A 17,302-nucleotide genomic window follows, 5' to 3' on the forward strand; every position below is an offset into this window, starting at 1 on the left:
TCCATGCCGAGCAGTGGCCGTCATGTCAGCATGCTCACGGAAGGCACATATCCGCATATACACGGGGGCGTCAGCACCTGGTGCGATCAGCTCGTACGCGGCATGCCGGAGGTCGACTTCAACGTCGTCGCCCTCACCGGCAGCGGCCGCGAGCCGGTCGCCTGGGAGCTGCCGGCCAACGTCTACCGGCACACGGCCTTCCCCCTGTGGGGGCCGCAGCCCGGCAGGCGCCGGCCGCTCCTCGGCAAGGAAAGGCGCCGGTTCACCGACACCTACGAGCGCTTCCTGCTCGCCATGCTCGACCCGGATTCCGGCTGCGACTTCGCCTCGGCCCTGTACGGCCTGGCGGAGCTCGCCCGGGCCGGGCGGCTCTCGGCGGCGCTCCGCTCCGAAGCGGCGCTCAAGTCGCTGATGTGGATCTGGACCATGCCGCACCTGGCGCTGTCCAGGGCCAGGCCCACCGTGCACGACGCCCTGACCGCGACCGACCTCCTGGAACACGCACTGCGCCCGCTGTCCGCCCGCATTCCGGCGGACAGCGTGGCGCACGCGGTCAGCAGCGGCCTCGCCACGCTGCCCGCGCTCGCCGCCCAGCACTTCGACGGCGTGCCCTTCCTGCTCACCGAACACGGCATCTACCTGCGCGAGCGCTACCTCGGCTACCGCACCGGCGAGCAGAGCTGGCCGGTCAAGGCGGTGCTGCTCGGCTTCTACCGGGAGCTCAACACCATGGGCTACCAGCAGGCCGACCTGATCACCCCGTGCAACCAGTACAACCGCCGCTGGGAGGAGCGCGGCGGCGCCCCCGCCGAGCGCATCCGCACCGTCTACAACGGCGTCGACCCCGACCTCTTCCCGCACGCCGGACCCGACCCGGCCGTCCCCACCCTGAGCTGGTGCGGACGCATCGACCCGATCAAGGACCTGGAGACCCTGATCCGCTCGTACGCCATCGTCCGCGCCGAACTCCCCGAGACCCGGCTCAGGCTGTACGGAGGCGTGCCGGCCGGCGGCGAGGACTACCGGACCCGCCTGGAGAAGCTGGCCGCCGAACTCGGCGTCACCGACGGCATCTCGTACGAGGGCCGGGTCAGCGACGTGGCGAGCGCGTACGCCTCGGGCAGCGTGGTGATGCTCTCCAGCATCAGCGAGGGCTTCCCGTTCTCGCTGATCGAGGCGATGTCCTGCGGGCGCGCCACCGTCTCCACGGACGTCGGAGGCGTACGGGAGGCGGCCGGCGAGGCCGGTCTCGTGGTGCCGCCGCGCGAGCCCGCGGTGATGGCCGAGGCGACCCTCGGGCTGCTCCGCGACCACGAGCGGCGGGCCGCGCTGGGCGCCGCCGCCCGGCAGCGCGTGGTCGACAAATTCACCCTGCACCGCTCGGTGGACGGCTTCCGGCGCATCTATCTGGAACTCGCCGGATGCCCCGAACCCGAACTCGCCCCGGCCGGGTTCACGCCCGAGGACGACTGGACGCTGCGGCTCACCGACCCCTGGTACCGCGAGCTGTCCGGCGACCCGCAGCCCACCCTCGGCGGGGCGCCCCGGTGAGCGGTTCCCTGTGGGTCGGCGGGGATGAAGGGCAGGACACCCTGCCCTTCATCCCGCGCCAGCGCCTGCCCCGGCTGCCCGAGGACGACCCCCTCGCCGAACTCGCCCTGCGTCTGGAGGACTTGATAGCGGCTGCCGTCCATCCGGATGAAATAGCCGCCATTATCGAGTCCGACGGCATGTCGGACGCTCAGATAAGAGCTGTGTACGGGCACCCCGACTCCTTCTCGCTCGCCGAGGAGCTCTACGGCCGCGTCGAGCGCCGCTACCCCGAGCCCCCGGCGCCACCCGCCGAACCCTGGCACGCCCACCTCGGCTCCTGCCTCCTGCGCGGCCTCGTCTTCGCGCTGCCCGGGCTCGCCTACGTCCTGGGCGCGCCCCTCCTGTCCGGCCCCCGCACCGCGCTCGGCCTGCCTGCCGGAACCATTCCGCTGCTCGCCGGGGCCGTCACCGGCTGGGTGTGGAACCAGTCGCTCTCGCACCGCGCCCACTCCTGGCTCAGCCTCGCCGACCGGCCGGCCGCCGTGCGCGCGCTGCGCCTGGGGGCCCCGCTCGGCGCCGCGCTCAGCTCGCTCGCCGCCCTCGCCGCGACCGGCCCGGGCGAGCTGCCCGCCGCCGCGTTCGCCGCCGGGCAGTGCTGCTATCTCGCGGCGGCCACCGCGCTGCTCGTGCTCGGCCGTGAACGCCCGCTGTTCTGGGCCCTGTTGCCGCTCACCCTCGGCGTCGTACCGGGGCTTCCGTCCTTCGTCGGGCCGGTGCTGCTGGTCGTCTCGCTGACCGCGGCCGTGACGCTGGCCGTGCTCACGCTGCGCGGCGAGGCGGCGGGTCCCGGGCCGCGCGGCGCCGTCTCGCCCCGGATCGCCGCCTCCGTGCCGTACGGCCTGTTCGGGCTCGGGGCGGGCGTCCTCGTCCTGTACGCCGCCCTCGGCGACATCTTCCGGCACGGCTCGGCGGGCACGGTCGCGGGCCCCTCCGCCGTCGCCCTCACTCTCAGCATGGGCCCCGCCGAATGGCTTCTGCACCGCTTCCGCGCCGAGAGCCTGGCGGGGCTTCGGACCACCTCCAGCGCGCGCGGGTTCCGCGGTTCGGTCGCCGCCACCGTGACCGTCTGCATCGGCGCGTACCTGCTGATCCTGGCCGGGCTCGCCGAGGCCGGCACCCGGCTGTGGCCGGACGCCCCCGCGTTGAGCGGGCTGCGCCTGGCCACGCTGCTCCTGATCGGCGCGGTGCTGTGGACCGGGCTGCTGCTCCAGTCGTTCGGGGCGGCACCGGGCGCGGCCCTGGTGTGCTGCACGGCGGCCGTCGCCCAGACCCTGGCGCTGCTCCTGGGCGCGCCGCCGCCGACCGGTCTGGTGGTGTCGGGGACAGCGGCCGCGCTGCTTGCCATGCTGGTCTGCGTCCTGGTGGGAAGGGCGACCGCCCACCGGCCATGATCGGATCGAGGACCCCCGAGTACCCCGAACGCGCTGCGAGGAAGCACATGAGCAAGTTGCTGGTGCCCTACTACGAGCACCCGGCCGAGCAGCCGGAGGCCTGGGACGCGCTGATCGCCGCCGCGCCCTCGCTGTACGGGGTCGTCCTCAACCCGGCCAACGGCGCGGGGAGTTCGGCCGACGCGGCCTTCGCCGAGGTGGCCGACCGGCTGCGCTCGGCGGGCGTGCGGGTGCTCGGCTATGTGGACACCGCCTATGGCGCGCGCCCGCCGCAGGACGTCGTGCGCGAGGCGGCCCGCCACCGCGCCTGGTACGGGGTGCACGGGCTCTTCCTCGACCAGGTGGCCACCTCCGCGCTCCAACTGCCGTACTACGCCGACCTGCGGGCCGCGCTCGCCGCCACGTACGACACGTACGTCACGCTCGTCCTGAACCACGGCGCCGTCCCGCACCCCGGCTACGCCCGGATCGCCGACCTCCTGGTCACCTTCGAGGGGCCCTGGTCCGCCTACCCGCCGGCCGGGCCGACCGGGCCCGACACCTGCCATCTGGTGTACGGGGCCCCGCCCGACGCGGTCGCCCAGGCCCCGGTCCACTGCCTCGTCCCCGGTCAACTGCCGCACCCCTGGGGCACGTTGCCGCACTGCTTGGAGCCCGTCCGGTGAAACGCCCACTCCGCCTGCTCGTCCCGCTGCTCCTGCTCGCGGCGGCGTGCACCAGCTCCCCGGACGGACCCGACGACGGGGACGGGGGCGGCGGCGACACCGTGCCGCCCGCCCCGTCCGGCCCGCACTGGCAGCCCAGGCCGGGTCTCACCTGGCAGTGGCAGCTCAAGGGCAAGCTCGACCCGGCCGTGGACGTCCAGGTGTACGACATCGACGCCGTCGACCAGGACGCGGCGGCCGTCGCCGATCTGCACCGCCGGGGCCGCAAGGTCATCTGCTACGTCTCGACGGGTGCCTGGGAGAACTGGCGGCCCGACGCCAAGCAGTTCCCCCGGGACGTGCTCGGCAAGGGCAACGGCTGGGACGGGGAGCGCTGGCTCGACATCCGCCGTACCGACGTCCTCGAACCGCTGATCGCCAAGCGCTTCGACCTGTGCAGGGCGAAGGGCTTCGACGCGGTCGAGCCGGACAACATGGACGGCTACAACAACGACACCGGCTTCCCCCTCAAGGCCGCCGACCAGCTCAAGTACAACGAGCTCATCGCCCGGCTGGCCCATGACCGGGGCCTGGCCGTCGGCCTGAAGAACGACCTCGACCAGATCCCGCAGCTGCTCGCCCACTTCGACTTCGCGGTCAACGAACAGTGTGCCCAGTACGGCGAGTGCGACAAGCTCACGCCGTTCGTGAAGGCGGGCAAGGCCGTCTTCCACGTCGAGTACGAACTCCCGCCGGCCAAGTTCTGCGCCGAGTCCAGGAAGCTCGGGCTCAGCTCGATGGAGAAGAAGTACGACCTGCTGGTCTGGCGGCAGCCCTGCTGAGGCTCAGCCCAGGGTGAGCGCGACCAGCGTCACCGTCGCGGAAGCCTCCGCGACCGCCCCGAACACATCGCCCGTCACCCCGCCGAACCTCCCCACGCAGCGCCGCAGCAGCACCTGGGCCACCGCGAGCCCGGCCGGCACGGCGAGCGCGAAGTGCAGCGCGGACCAGGGCCCCAAGAGCAGTCCCGCCGCCGCGGAGGCCGCCGTCACCAGGGCGGCCACCAGCGCCGCGCGGCGCCCCGGCACCGTGCCCGCCACCACCGCGCCGAGCCCGTCCGGGCGCGCCGCCGGAACCCCGCGCCGGGAAGCCAGGGTGAGGGCGGCGCGGGCGGCCACGGCCGAGACGACGGTGGCCGCGGCACCCCGGGCCCAGCCGTCCTCGTACAGCCGGGACAGCGAGGCGATCTGGGCGAGCAGCAGGAAGAGCAGGGCGACCACCCCGAACGGGCCGATGTCGCTGCGCTTCATGATGCGCAGCGCTTCCTCGGCGGGCTTGGCGCTGCCGAGCCCGTCGGCGACATCGGCGAGCCCGTCCAGATGCAGACCCCGGGTCAGAAGGGCGGGCACGGCCACACTCACCACCGCCACGAGCAGCGACCCGGCCCCGGCCGCCCAGAACCCCGCGCCCGTGGCCGCCGCGCACAGGCCGACGGCGAGCCCGGCCAGCGGGGCGAGAGTCATCCCCGCGCGAGCGGCGGCGCGGTCCCACCGGGTGATCCGGGCGGGGAAGACGGTGAGGGTGCCGAAGGCGAAACGTACGCCGTGCAGGGCCTTGCTGGGGTTCACCCGGCGCAGGGTATCCCGAGCACCGCACCCCCCGGCGGCGGTAAATTGCGCATACCAGCGCAAACAAGGGCGGGTGGGATGGGTCACTGGTTCTACCGGAACATCACCGAGCCGGGCAAGCTCCCCATGCTGCTCGCGCTGGCGGCGTTCGTCGTGACGTTCCTGGTCACGCGCTCCATCACGCGTCTGATCCGGGCCGGGCGCGGCCCTTTCCGGAACATCAGGCCGGGCGGGCTGCACATCCACCATGTGGTGCCCGGGGTCATCCTCACCGTCGTCGGCGGCTTCGGGGCGGTCGGCAGCGGCCGGCACGGGGTCGCGGCGGCCGTCTTCGCCGTCCTGTTCGGGATGGGCGCGGGCCTGGTCCTCGACGAGTTCGCGCTGATCCTGCACCTCGACGACGTGTACTGGAGCGAGAACGGGCGCAAGAGCGTCGAGATCGTGGTGATGACGGCCGCCCTCATGGCTTTGGTGCTCGCCGGTTTCTCACCGCTCGGCGTCAACGACGTGAGCCCCGGGGAGCGGGAGAGCCGGGGCTCGTTCATCACCACGATCGCGATCAACTTCTGCTTCGTGCTGATCTCGCTGTTCAAGGGCAAGGTGCGGCTGTCGGTGATCGGCACGTTCGTGCCGTTCGTGGCCCTCTTCGGCGCGATCCGCCTCGCCCGGCCGGGCTCTCCGTGGGCCCAGCGCTTCTATCGGAACCGGCCGCGGGCCAGGGCCAGGGCCGGGCTCAGGGCCTATCGCCACGACCGGCGCTGGTCACAGCCGCTGCGCCGCTTTCAGGACTGGATCGGCGGCGCACCCGACAGGCTCCCGGCGCGCCGCCCCTGATCATGGCGGTCGCGTCGCCGCCTGCGCCGCACATGGGTGATCCAGCAGATCACGGCGACCACGATCAGCGCCGCGATGTGCTCCTTGCCCGCGAGGTTGTTCTTGAGCACCACCTCGACGACCATCGCGAGCGCGACCGTCCCGGCCGTCCAGTACGCCCGGTAGCGCCAGCACACGTACACCGCGAGGGCGACCACCGCCGCCGAGGGGCCGGTGTCGACCATCTTGGCGGCGGAGGCGGGCAGCCCGAAGACGCTGTCCGGGCCGATGTGGATGCCGACCCGCGCGTACAGGGTGCCGGCCAGCGTCGCCGCGTACGCGATGAGCAGCATCCGGCCGCGTCCGACGCAGATCTCCGCGATGCCGAACACGAGAAGGACCTGGGCGAGCGCGCCCCACACCGGCAGGTCGAGGGCCGGCACGAAGAGCGAGAACGGGGTGCGCAGGAGCGAGATCCACAAGGGGTACTCGGCCTTCACGGAGCCGATGACCTGGATCGGCCGGAAGCCCCAGGACTGGTTCTGGATGACCTGGAAGACCGAGGTGAGCAGGACCGCGGAGATCGTCAGCGGGATCGCCCGCCAGCGCCGGGTGCGCAGCGCGTACTTCACGGTCTTGTACAGCGGCCCCCACTCGCGCTCGGCGAACCGGCCCACGGCGCCCCTGCGCGGGCCGTTCATCTCTGCGATTCCAGATGCCTGCGGTGCAGCCACTTGGGCAGCCCGGGGGCCTCCAGGAACCCTTCGGCGCGCGCGGACGCGATGGCGATCCGCGGCAGATCCGCACTCTTCTCGAACAACGTGAACCGTGGCTCCCAGATCGGCCGGTACTTGGCGTTGGACCGGTAAAGGGACTCGATCTGCCACCAGCGGGAGAAGAAGCTGAGGAGCGAGCGCCACAGCCTCAGCACGGGTCCTGCCCCGAGCTTCGAGCCGCGCTCGAAGACGGAACGGAACATCGCGAAGTTCAGCGAGACCTGAGTGATCTTGATCTCCTTGGCGCGCTGCAGGAGTTCGATCACCATGAACTCGATCAGGCCGTTCTCGGAGTCGCGGTCACGGCGCATCAGATCGAGCGAGAGGCCGTTCGGCCCCCACGGCACGAAGCTGAGCAGTGCCCTCAACTCGCCCTCGCCGTCGAAGCATTCGAGCATCATGCACTGGCCGTCGGCGGGGTCGCCGAGCCGGCCGAGAGCCATCGAGAAGCCGCGCTCGGTGGCGCCGTCGCGCCAGTCGTCGGCCCTGCGCAGAAGTTCGTCCATCTCCTCTGCAGGAATGTCCGCATGGCGGCGGATCCGTACTTCGTACCCGGCCCTCTTCACCCGGTTGTACGCCTGGCGCACGGTCCGCATCGCGCGGCCCTCCAGGGTGAACTCGGCGGTCTCCACGATCGCCTCGTCGCCCATCTCCAGGGCGTCCAGGCCGTGCCGCGCGTAGATCTGCCCGGCCTCCTCGCTGGCGCCGGTGACGGCCGGGATCCAGCCGTGCTCGCGGGCCTCGGCCAGCCACGGCTCGATCGCGCCCGGCCAGGCCTCGGGGTCGCCGATCGGGTCGCCCGAGGCGAGCGAGACGCTGTTGATGACGCGGTAGGTGACGGCGGCCTTGCCGGTCGGCGACCAGATGACGGCCTTCTCGCGGCGCAGCGCGAAGTAGCCGAGCGAGTCGCGCTCACCCTGCTTGTCCAGGAGCGCGCGCAGCTTCTCCTCGTCCTCGACGGTGAGCGGGTCGACGGCCTTGCGGTTGCGGAAGGCGGCGTAGATGACGGCGATCAGGAGCAGCGTGGCCAGCACGTTGATGGTGACGTTGACCCAGCCCGGGGTGGTGATGCCCTGGGTGTGCCGGTCGTCGGGGACCAGGAACACCAGCCGCATCACGCCGTAGCGCCAGCGCTGCAGGAACGTCGAGTGGTCGGTGCCGTCGTAGGTGTTGGTGGCGCTGACCAGGACCGCCGCGATCAGCGAGGTGACCAGCAGGCCGCCGACGGCGGTCGCGACCGCGGCCAGCGGGTTGGAGCGGTCGCCCTTGGCGTAGAACTCGCGGCGGCCGAGCAGCAGGGCGAGGACGAAGGCCGCGGTCAGGGCGAGCGAGACCCAGTTCTGCGCGTAGCGGTGGATCTCCGGGAACGCCATGGCGAACGCGAACAGGGCCAGGAAAAGGCCGCCGAGCACCATGTTGAGGATCCAGGCGGCCCGCTTGCGCCGGCGCATGGTGACGGCGAGGAACAGCGTGACGACGCCCGAGGTGAAGCCGGCTTCGAGCAGGTACGGAGTGAAGTAGTCGTCCGTGTTGTGCCGCCGAAGCCCCTGGCCGAGGGTGACCCAGACGGCACTGAGGAAATTGATGAACGTCACGACGCGCAGGTACCAGACGGCGAATGCCGCCCCGCGCCGCGACCGGGGGGTGCTCCGGTTCGTTCCTTCGGTGGTGCTCAAGCGGACTTCTCCCATGAAACGCGATGATATGGCGGCAAAGCGTTTCACAGTGGTCGCAGGCGGAGCCGAGGGGTGGCCCCCCGGCTCCGCCGCGGCTCACGCGTCGCCGTTCTCCTCGGAGCTCTCCGTGCGCCGGTCGGTGCGCTCGGGCAGCTCCGCGGCCAGTGCGGCCGCGGCTTGTACGAGGGGAAGAGCGAGCAATGCCCCGGTTCCTTCGCCCACTGTGACGCCATGATCGAGCAGAGGGTTGAGCGCCATCCGGTCAAGTGCCTTCGACTGGCCCGGCTCGCCGCTCAGCTGGCCCGCGAGCCACCAGTCCGGAGCCCGGAAGGCCGCCCGCTGAGCCACCAGCGCACAGGCCGACGAGACGACCCCGTCCAGGATCACCGGCAGTCTGCGCACCGCACACTGCAGCAGGAAACCGGTGGTCGCGGCAAGGTCCGCGCCGCCCACCGCGGCCAGAAGTTCCAGCTGATCGCCGAGAACCGGCCGCGCCCGGCGCAGCGCGTCCCGGATCGCGGCGCACTTGCGCATCCACGCCAGGTCGTCGATCCCGGCGCCGCCGCGGCCGGTGACCACGGAGGCGTCGGTGCCGCACAGCGCGGCGATCAGCACCGCCGCGGGCGTGGTGCCGCCCACGCTGAGGTCGCCGAGCACCACCAGGTCGGTGCCGGAGTCGGCCTCCTCGTCGGCGATCCTCATGCCGAGCCGTACGGCCGCCTCCGCCTCCTCGACGGTGAGCGCGTCCTCGATGTCGATCCGGCCGCTGCCGCGCCGCACCCGGTGGCGTACGACGTCCTCGGGCAGCAGGGCCGGGTCGCAGTCCAGGCCTGCGTCGACGACGCGGACCGGGGTGCCCTGGCGGCGGGCGAGCACCGCGACGGGGCTGGCGCCTTCGAGGACGGCGCGTACGAGCGTGTGCGCGGAGGCCGCCGGGCGGGCCGAGACGCCGAGCCCGGCCACGCCGTGGTCGCCCGCGAAGAGGATCACGCGGGGCCGCTCCACGGGCCGGACCGGGTTGGCGCCCTGCGCCGCCGACAGCCAGGTGGCCAGCTCGTCGAGCCGGCCGAGGGCGCCGGGCGGCACGGTGAGGCGCTCCCGGCGTTCCTCGGCGTCCCGCCGCACACCGTTGTCGGGGCGTTCGATCAGATCGGAGAAGTCGTCCAGGTTCAGCCTGCTCATTTGCCGAACAGTACCGCCAGCGCGCTCGCGTCAGCCGCGCAGCGTGAGCGCCTGCCCCGCCACGACGAGCAGGACCTGCTCGCACTCGGCCGCGAACAGCGCGTTCAGGCGCCCCAGTTCGTCCCGGAACCGCCGCCCCGACGAGGTGGCGGGCACCACGCCGGAGCCGACCTCGTTGCTCACCGCCACCAGCGTCCGCGAGGTGCCCCGGACCGCCGCGACGAGCTCGGCCGTACGGTCCCTCAGCGCCCGCTCGCCGCCCGCCGCCCACTTCTCGTCGTCCCAGGCGCCGACCCGGTCCATCGCGTCGGTCAGCCACAGCGCCAGACAGTCGATCAGGAGCGGCGGCCCCGACTCGTCGAGCAGCGGCGCGAGTTCGCAGGTCTCCTCGGTGCGCCAGGAGGAGGGGCGGCGTTCGCGGTGCAGGCCGACGCGCGCGGCCCACTCCGCGTCGCCGTCGCGGGTGCCGCCCGTCGCCACGTACACGACCTGCGGGAAGCCCGCGAGGCGCCGCTCGGCCTCCACCGACTTGCCGGAGCGCGCGCCGCCGAGCACGAGCGTGCGGCGCGGCAGGTCGGGCACCGCGTGGTACTCGCCGACGACCAGCGTCGTGCCGTCGGGCACCGCCCGCGCGCCGAGCGCCGCGAGCCGGCGCTCCAACTCCCGCCCGGGCGGCACGTCGTGGTCGATGTGGACGGCGATCACGTCCGTCGCGGGACCGATGCCGCCCGCCGCCCGCAGCCGCGCCAGCGCGTCGGGCCGCCCGGCGACATCGGCCACCACCATGTCGTACGGGCGCACTTCGGCGGGCCCGGCGGGTGCGCCGCCCGGGGGCAGGTAGAGGAGCCGCTCGCCCTCCGGGGAGGTCACCTCGTACCCGGTCCCGGGCGAGTCCAGCGGCACCGCGAGCACCCGGTGGCCGCTGATCAACGTCAGCCTGCGGCCGTCCGGCACCCGCCCGGCCGTGGGCAGCCCGGCGGGCAGCTCCACGGCGGGCCCGGCGTGCGGATGGGTGAGCAGTACCTGGCGCACGCCCGCGAGGGTGTGTCCGGCCCGGGCGGCGGCGAACGCCGCACCCGGGGTGAGGTCGAGCAGCAGCGCGCCGTCGACGAGCAGGGCGGTCGCGGCCCGCGCGTCGTCGCCGCGGGCGACGGCGCACGCGGCGCAGGGACAGTCGGGGCGCGGCAGGCCGGTGGGGGCCCCGGTACCGAGGAGAGTCAGTTCCACAGGCACGATCCTCCCGCGTCACCGGCCCTCTTGCGCGCCCGGTTACGCTGCGGGCAGCAACGTGACCCAGGAGGCGGACATGGCGTGGACGTGGCGTTTCGAGAAGTCGGACGGTACGGAGGTCGAGCCGGCGGTGGTGCCGGAGGAGTTCACGACCCAGGGCGATGCGGAGTCCTGGATCGGTGAGGTGTGGAAGGACCTGCTCGAAGGCGGGGCCGACCAGGTCTTCCTGTCCGAGGACGGCACACGGATCTACGGCCCGATGAGCCTGCACGCCGACCAGGTCTGACGGCCCGGCCGGGGGCGCGCTCGTCGCCCCCGGCCCGGCTCAGATCTCGCCGAGGGCCACCTCGGCCGTCTTGTTCGTACCGTCGCGCGTGTACGTCACCTGCACCTTCTGGCCGGGCTTGTCCGCGGCCAGTGCCTCGGTGAGCGAGGTGATGGTCGTGATGCCGGTGTCGTCGAGCTTGACGATGATGTCGCCCGGCTTCAGGCCCGCCCTGGCCGCGGCGCCGTCGGCCGCGACCTGCACGATGGCGACGCCGGCCGGCTGGTAGCCCGCGTCGACCACGGTGCGGCCGGTGATGCCGAGCGCGGCCCGGCCGGAGTCGGTGACCCTGCCGCTCTTGATGATCTGGTCGGCGACCGTCCGCACCATCGACACCGGGATCGCGAAGCCGATGCCGGGGGCCGCGCTGCCGCCCATGTCCGGGTCGGTCGCGGCGAGCGTGGGGATGCCGATGACCTCGCTGTCCAGGTTGACCAGCGCGCCGCCGCTGTTGCCGGGGTTGATCGCGGCCGAGGTCTGCACCATGTTCGCGATGGTGGCGCCGGTCCCGCCGCCGCCCTGGCCCTCGGAGACGGTGCGGCCGGTCGCGGACACGATGCCCTGGGTGACGCTGGAGGACAGGCCGAGCGGGGAGCCCATCGCGAGGACGATCTGGCCCATCTCGACCTTCGCCGAGTCGCCGAACTTCGCGGCCTTCAGGCCGCCCGGCACCGAGTCCAGCCTGATCACCGCGAGGTCCTGCTCGGGATAGGCCGCGACAAGCCGGGCGCTGACCGCCGAGCTGCTGCCGGACGTCGTCACCTTGAAGCTCTTCTCGTTGCCCACGACATGGGCGTTGGTGACGATGTGCCCCTGGTTGTCGTAGACGATCCCCGAGCCGAGGCTGCTGGACGCCTCGATCTGCACGACCGAGGGCAGCACGTCCTTGATCACCCGCTGGTAGTCGCTCTGCAGGCTGTCGGCCCCGCCGCCGTTGCGCTGGGCCGCCGGAGAACTCGCCGACGCACTCGCGGACGTACTCGGCGAGGCCTTGACCGCCGCGGCGCCCGTGTCCGAACAGCCGCCGAGGAGAAGGGCGGTGGCGACGGCGGCGGTCAGGGGCAGGGCAGCACGGCGCACCCGGCCGGTGCGAAGAGATGCATCCATGGCAGGAGTATCCCTTTGGTCCGATTTGACGGCCTGTCGGTGCGCCCGATCAGGTACCGGGACCCCGGGCCGGGGCCCAATCGGCGGATACCCCTGGCTCAGTCCCGTACGCCGAAGAGGTGCAGCAGCGCCGCGACCTGGCGGTAGGGGTCGGTGCGGCCCGCCCGGTCCTCGGCGGCGAGCAGGCGGTCCAGCTCGTCGGCGGGCGGCAGCGGCGTCTCGTTCGGCACGTTGTCGGTGAACACCCGCACCCCGTACCAGGCGTGCAGCGGCGCCGCGATCCCGTCGAGCGTGCGGGTCAGCGCGGCCAGCTTGTCGGCCCGCACCGGCAGGCCGAGCCGGTTGGTGTACGAGTCGGTGTCGAAGGCCGACAGGGCGCCCGGCCAGTCGCCGGCGAGCCCGGGCCGCACGGCCAGCGCGTCCGCGTTCCGTACGAGCAGGGAGAGGAGGCCGCCGGGGGCGAGCATCCGGGCCAGGCCCGCGAGCATCGCGTCGGGCTCCTGGACGTACATCAGGACGCCGTGGCAGAGCACCACGTCGAAGGAGCCCGGCAGGAAGTGCACCCCGGTCTCGCGGCCGTCGCCCTCGATCAGGCGGACCCGCTCGCGGATGCCCTCGGGCTCGGTGGCCAGCGACTCGCGGGCCACCTTCAGCATCCCGGGATCGGATTCGAGGCCGGTCACCGAGTGCCCGGCGCGGGCCAGGCGCAGGGCCTGGGTGCCCTGGCCCATGCCGACGTCCAGGATGCGCAGGCGCTGGCCCACCGGGAAGCGCGCGGCTATCTGCTCGTCGAGCTGACGGGCCACGAGCTCCTGGCGGACGACGTTGCGCAGCCCGGCGAGGCCCTTGAGCCAGGCGTCACCTGCGCCGGTGAAGCCGGACGGCCCGCCGCTCAGGGCCGCTCTCCGCGCTTGACCTGCGGCTTGGGCAGCCGCAGCCGGCGCATCTGGAGCGTGCGCATCAGGCCGTAGGCGACGGCGCCCTTCTTCGGCTCGTCCGGGAAGCGGGCGGCCAGCGCCTTCCTCAGGCGGAAGGCGAGCCCGATCGAGTCGAGGACGATCAGCACGATCACGACGAGCCACAGCAGCAGCGAAAGGTTCTGCAGGCTGCCGATCCGGATCATCGAGAGGACCAGGATGATCACCGCGAGGGGCAGGAACATCTCGGCGACCGAGAACCGGGAGTCGACGAAGTCGCGGACGAACTTCCGCACCGGGCCCTTGTCGCGGGCCGGCAGATAGCGCTGGTCGCCGTTGGCGAGCGCCTCGCGCTGCTTGGCCATGTCGACCCGGCGGGCCTCGCGCTGGCGCTTGGCGGCCTCCTTGCGGTCGGTCGGCGCGGTCGAGGCACGGCGGCGCTGGGTCTGGGCCTCACTCCGCTTGGGAGTGGGGCGCCCCTTGGGGGCCTCGGGGTCGCGGGGCGCTTTGGAGAGGTCCGCCGTCACCTTGTCGGTGGGGGCCTTCTCTGCGTTGGAACGGCTACGGAACACAATCCCCAAGGGTACGGGGTATCGGGAATGGACCCCAGGCCGGTGGGGAACGATCCCACAACGCCTTGCGTCTGTAGAGGCAGCGGATGCACGGTTCCCCGAGGTTCACCTACTCCCTGCGCCGGATCGGCGCGGGACGCAGTCGTCCTTGGGGATGAGCGCATCGTCGCCCGAACAGTGCGGTAATGGATGCAGGGCCCGTACTGTGGGTTCTGTTGCAGCAGCTGGAGCTGGAGTCCGTCAGAAGGGGGCGCGCGAAGCCCATGAGCGGTGTCATGAAGCGTATGGGGATGATCTTCCGCGCGAAGGCGAACAAGGCCCTTGACCGGGCCGAGGACCCTCGCGAGACCCTCGATTACTCGTACCAGAAGCAGCTTGAGCTGCTCCAGAAGGTGCGCCGGGGCGTCGCCGACGTGGCGACCTCCCGCAAGCGTCTGGAGCTGCAGCTCAACCAGCTCCAGAGCCAGTCCTCCAAGCTGGAGGACCAGGGCCGCAAGGCCCTCTCGCTCGGCCGTGAGGACCTGGCCCGCGAGGCCCTGTCCCGCCGGGCCTCGCTGCAGCAGCAGGTCACCGACCTGGAGACGCAGCACCAGACGTTGCAGGGCGAGGAGGAGAAGCTCACCCTTGCGGCCCAGCGCCTCCAGGCCAAGGTCGACGCCTTCCGCACCAAGAAGGAAACGATCAAGGCGACGTACACGGCGGCCCAGGCCCAGACCCGGATCGCGGAGTCCTTCTCGGGCATCTCCGAGGAGATGAGCGACGTCGGCATGGCCATCCAGCGGGCCGAGGACAAGACCGCGCAGCTCCAGGCGCGGGCCGGCGCGATCGACGAGCTGCTCGCCTCCGGCGCCCTCGACGACCAGTCGGGCCTCGCCAAGGACGACATCCAGACCGAGCTGGACCGGCTGTCCGGTGGTACGGATGTAGAGCTGGAACTGCAGCGGATGAAGGCCGAGCTGATGGGTGGCCCGGCCGGCGGCAAGCAGGCCATCGAGGGCGGCACCGCCGCTCCCCAGGACAAGGCCCCGCAGCAGAGCCCGCGCTTCGACAAGCAGTGACGAGCAACGGGAGACGTTCATGATCGTCCGGATCATGGGGGAGGGGCAGGTGAAGCTGGCGGACAGCCACTTCACCGAGCTCAACAAGCTCGACGACGAGCTCCTCGAAGAGATGGAGGCCGGTGACGAGGAGGGCTTCCGTCGCACGCTCGGCTCCCTCCTCGACGCGGTGCGCCGCCTGGGCGAGCCCCTTCCCGACGACGCCCTGGAGCCGTCCGAGCTGATCCTTCCGAGGCCGGACGCGACGCTGGACGAGGTCAGGGAGATGCTCGGCGACGAGGGGCTCATTCCGGGCTGACCGGGGGCCGGGCTCCCGGCCCCCTTACGGTAGGTGACCGTGACTCCCGTCGACCGTGCCCGCCCATGGCTCAGGGCGCATCCGCTGGCCCTGGATGCCGCCCTCGCCCTCGGCGTACTGCTGTGCATGGTCATCGGGTCCTTCGCCGACCCGCACGGGCCGAACGGTCCCACCTTCGGCACCCGTACGCCGGGCCTGCGTTCGCTCGTCCTGATGACTCTCGGCGCGGCCGTCCTCGTCCTGCGGCGGCGCAGGCCCATGGCCGTGCTGGCCTGCACCAGCGCGCTCACCGTGGTCGAGCTGAGCCTCGGCGCCCCGCCCGCGCCCGTCGCGATGAGCGCCGTCGTCGCGCTGTACACGGTCGCCGCCCACACCGACCGGCCCACCACCTACCGGGTCGGCGTGCTCACCATCGTCGTGCTCACCGGCACGGCCATGCTCTTCGGGACCCCGCCCTGGTACTCCCAGGAACACGTCGGGATCTTCGCCTGGACCGGCATGGCCGCGGCCGCCGGAGACGCCGTGCGCAGCCGGCGCGCCTTCATCGACGCGATCAGGGAGCGCGCCGAGCGGGCCGAGCACGGCCGCGAGGAGGAGGCCCGGCGCCGGGTCGCCGAGGAGCGGCTGCGGATCGCCCGCGACCTCCACGACGTGGTGGCCCACCACATCGCGCTGGTCAACGTCCAGGCCGGGGTCGCCGCCCACGTCATGGACAAACGGCCCGACCAGGCCAAGGAGGCCCTCGCCCATGTGCGCGAGGCCAGCCGCTCCGCGCTCGACGAACTCCGCTCCACCGTCGGCCTGTTGCGTCAGTCCGGCGACCCGGCCGCCCCCACCGAGCCCGCCCCCGGGCTCGCCGTCCTCGACGACCTGCTCGGCGGATTCCGGCGCGCGGGGCTGCCGGTCGAACTCGCCCGCATCGACGACTCCCCGCTGCCCGCCTCCGTCGACCTCGCCGCGTACCGGGTCATCCAGGAGGCGCTCACCAATGTGCAGAAGCACGCGGGTCCCGGCGCCAAGGCCGAGGTGAGCGTCGTACGGGTCGGCCCGAACACCGAGATCACCGTCATCGACAACGGCACCGCAGCGGGCGGCGGGAACGGCGACGGCGGCGGGCACGGCCTGCTCGGCATGCGCGAGCGCGTCACCGCGCTCGGCGGCAGCTGCACGGCCGGGCCCCGCTACGGCGGCGGCTTCCGCGTACAGGCGATACTGCCGGTCAAGGCCCCGGAGACCGGGGCCACGGGGGAAGGCACGTCATGACGATCAAGGTGGTACTCGCCGACGACCAGGCACTGCTGCGCTCGGCGTTCCGCGTCCTGGTCGACTCCGAGCCGGACATGGAGGTCGTCGGCGAGGCGGCCGACGGCGCCGAGGTCGTCGACGTGGTCCACAAGACCCTGCCGGACGTGGTCCTGATGGACATCCGGATGCCCGGCACCGACGGCCTCGCCGCCACCCGCGCCATCACCGCCGACCCGGCGCTGGCCGCCGTCCACGTGGTGATGCTGACGACCTTCGAGGTCGACGAGTACGTGGTGCAGTCGCTGCGGGCCGGCGCCTCGGGCTTCCTCGGCAAGGGCGCCGAACCCGAGGAACTGCTCGGCGCGATCCGGATCGCGGCGGCCGGTGAGGCGCTGCTCTCCCCGGCCGCGACCAAGGGCCTGATCACCACCTTCCTCGCGCAGGGCGGCAGTTGGGACGGCGGCGGCGAGGACCCGCGGCGGCACGGCGAGCGGCTCGCCGCCCTCACCGTCCGCGAGCGCGAGGTCCTGGTCCAGGTCGCGGGCGGCCACTCCAACGACGAGATCGCCGAGCGCCTGGCGGTCAGCCCGCTCACCGTCAAGACCCACGTCAATCGCGCGATGGCCAAATTGAGCGCCCGCGACCGCGCCCAATTGGTGGTCATCGCGTACGAATCGGGCCTTGTCCGCCCACGGGTGGACTGAAGGGTGGAGCGCGGCGTACTGCGGCTGCGGTATGCGCGGGATAAGGAAAGGGACCTGGGAGCGAGGAATCGGCCCCGCCCCATGACCGAGGGTTATAGGTGGGGGCCGGGTCTTCCCGGGTGATGCGCCGCGTGATCACGGGC

General features: G+C 72.6%; 18 protein-coding genes. 10 read left to right on the forward strand and 8 right to left on the reverse strand.

The features are described 5' to 3' along the window. Positions 1-3: 3 nt before the first annotated feature. The 4 genes from pelF to ABD346_RS04930 are packed head-to-tail and all read left to right on the forward strand — an operon-like array spanning position 4 to position 4,470. Positions 4-1,551, forward strand: coding sequence for a GT4 family glycosyltransferase PelF (gene pelF / locus ABD346_RS04915; protein WP_344371900.1), 1,548 nt, complete (start codon positions 4-6; stop codon positions 1,549-1,551). Beyond that, the gene (locus tag ABD346_RS04920) at positions 1,548-2,984 is read left to right on the forward strand and encodes a hypothetical protein (protein WP_344371902.1); all 1,437 of its coding nucleotides are present in this window, start codon (positions 1,548-1,550) and stop codon (positions 2,982-2,984) included. Before pelF ends, ABD346_RS04920 begins: the two co-directional genes overlap by 4 nt. Before the next feature lie 47 nt (positions 2,985-3,031). Continuing rightward, positions 3,032-3,649 (forward strand): spherulation-specific family 4 protein, encoded by a 618-nt coding sequence (locus ABD346_RS04925; RefSeq protein WP_344371905.1) that lies wholly within the window; start codon positions 3,032-3,034, stop codon positions 3,647-3,649. Continuing rightward, the gene (locus tag ABD346_RS04930) at positions 3,646-4,470 is read left to right on the forward strand and encodes an endo alpha-1,4 polygalactosaminidase (protein WP_344371907.1); all 825 of its coding nucleotides are present in this window, start codon (positions 3,646-3,648) and stop codon (positions 4,468-4,470) included. The genes ABD346_RS04925 and ABD346_RS04930 overlap by 4 nt, the downstream gene beginning before the upstream one ends. Before the next feature lie 3 nt (positions 4,471-4,473). On the opposite strand, the gene ABD346_RS04935 is transcribed toward ABD346_RS04930, so the two are convergent. Continuing rightward, the gene (locus ABD346_RS04935; protein ID WP_344371910.1) at positions 4,474-5,256 is read right to left on the reverse strand and encodes an adenosylcobinamide-GDP ribazoletransferase; all 783 of its coding nucleotides are present in this window, start codon (positions 5,254-5,256) and stop codon (positions 4,474-4,476) included. Between the two features lie 78 nt (positions 5,257-5,334). Between ABD346_RS04935 and ABD346_RS04940 the strand changes: the two genes are divergently transcribed. Beyond that, positions 5,335-6,090 (forward strand): hypothetical protein, encoded by a 756-nt coding sequence (locus ABD346_RS04940; RefSeq protein ID WP_344371913.1) that lies wholly within the window; start codon positions 5,335-5,337, stop codon positions 6,088-6,090. On the opposite strand, the gene ABD346_RS04945 is transcribed toward ABD346_RS04940, so the two are convergent. From ABD346_RS04945 to ABD346_RS04960, 4 genes are all read right to left on the reverse strand, one after another. After that, entirely contained in the window at positions 6,039-6,770 is a 732-nt protein-coding gene (locus ABD346_RS04945) for a hypothetical protein (protein ID WP_344371915.1), read from the reverse strand. The two genes, ABD346_RS04940 and ABD346_RS04945, sit on opposite strands and share 52 nt — an antisense overlap. Next, the gene (locus ABD346_RS04950; RefSeq protein WP_344371917.1) at positions 6,767-8,536 is read right to left on the reverse strand and encodes a phosphatidylglycerol lysyltransferase domain-containing protein; all 1,770 of its coding nucleotides are present in this window, start codon (positions 8,534-8,536) and stop codon (positions 6,767-6,769) included. Before ABD346_RS04950 ends, ABD346_RS04945 begins: the two co-directional genes overlap by 4 nt. An 81-nt stretch (positions 8,537-8,617) precedes the next feature. Continuing rightward, the gene (gene cobT / locus ABD346_RS04955) at positions 8,618-9,703 is read right to left on the reverse strand and encodes a nicotinate-nucleotide--dimethylbenzimidazole phosphoribosyltransferase (protein ID WP_344371919.1); all 1,086 of its coding nucleotides are present in this window, start codon (positions 9,701-9,703) and stop codon (positions 8,618-8,620) included. Positions 9,704-9,733: 30 nt separating this feature from the next. Beyond that, entirely contained in the window at positions 9,734-10,930 is a 1,197-nt protein-coding gene (locus ABD346_RS04960; protein WP_344371921.1) for a bifunctional adenosylcobinamide kinase/adenosylcobinamide-phosphate guanylyltransferase, read from the reverse strand. A gap of 79 nt (positions 10,931-11,009) precedes the next feature. On the opposite strand from ABD346_RS04960, the gene ABD346_RS04965 reads away from it, so the two are divergent. Then, a complete protein-coding gene (locus ABD346_RS04965) occupies positions 11,010-11,219 on the forward strand; it encodes a hypothetical protein (protein ID WP_344371924.1) in 210 nt (69 codons plus the stop codon). A gap of 39 nt (positions 11,220-11,258) precedes the next feature. On the opposite strand, the gene ABD346_RS04970 is transcribed toward ABD346_RS04965, so the two are convergent. The 3 genes from ABD346_RS04970 to ABD346_RS04980 all read right to left on the reverse strand — a co-directional run bounded on the left by ABD346_RS04970 (position 11,259) and on the right by ABD346_RS04980 (position 13,854). Next, on the reverse strand, positions 11,259-12,365 hold the full coding sequence (locus tag ABD346_RS04970) for a S1C family serine protease (protein WP_344371926.1): 1,107 nt from the start codon (positions 12,363-12,365) through the stop codon (positions 11,259-11,261). Positions 12,366-12,463: 98 nt separating this feature from the next. Beyond that, positions 12,464-13,171 carry a class I SAM-dependent methyltransferase gene (locus tag ABD346_RS04975; RefSeq protein WP_344371929.1) on the reverse strand — a complete coding sequence of 236 codons (708 nt, stop codon included), beginning with the start codon at positions 13,169-13,171 and terminating at the stop codon, positions 12,464-12,466. Between the two features lie 86 nt (positions 13,172-13,257). After that, the gene (locus tag ABD346_RS04980; RefSeq protein ID WP_344371932.1) at positions 13,258-13,854 is read right to left on the reverse strand and encodes a DUF3043 domain-containing protein; all 597 of its coding nucleotides are present in this window, start codon (positions 13,852-13,854) and stop codon (positions 13,258-13,260) included. Positions 13,855-14,117: 263 nt separating this feature from the next. Between ABD346_RS04980 and ABD346_RS04985 the strand changes: the two genes are divergently transcribed. Genes ABD346_RS04985 through ABD346_RS05000 form a run of 4 tightly spaced genes read left to right on the forward strand, consistent with a single transcriptional unit; the run spans position 14,118 to position 17,159 of the window. Next, a complete protein-coding gene (locus tag ABD346_RS04985; protein WP_344371934.1) occupies positions 14,118-14,912 on the forward strand; it encodes a PspA/IM30 family protein in 795 nt (264 codons plus the stop codon). Positions 14,913-14,931: 19 nt separating this feature from the next. After that, a complete protein-coding gene (gene pspAA / locus ABD346_RS04990) occupies positions 14,932-15,210 on the forward strand; it encodes a PspA-associated protein PspAA (RefSeq protein WP_344371937.1) in 279 nt (92 codons plus the stop codon). Positions 15,211-15,249: 39 nt separating this feature from the next. Beyond that, positions 15,250-16,473: a sensor histidine kinase gene (locus ABD346_RS04995; protein WP_344371940.1), complete on the forward strand. Its 1,224-nt coding sequence runs from the start codon at positions 15,250-15,252 to the stop codon at positions 16,471-16,473. After that, entirely contained in the window at positions 16,470-17,159 is a 690-nt protein-coding gene (locus ABD346_RS05000; RefSeq protein ID WP_344371943.1) for a response regulator, read from the forward strand. Before ABD346_RS04995 ends, ABD346_RS05000 begins: the two co-directional genes overlap by 4 nt. Positions 17,160-17,302 lie beyond the last annotated feature (143 nt).

The organism is Streptomyces mauvecolor (genome assembly GCF_039532965.1).
In the GTDB taxonomy this organism is placed as follows: domain Bacteria; phylum Actinomycetota; class Actinomycetes; order Streptomycetales; family Streptomycetaceae; genus Streptomyces; species Streptomyces violascens.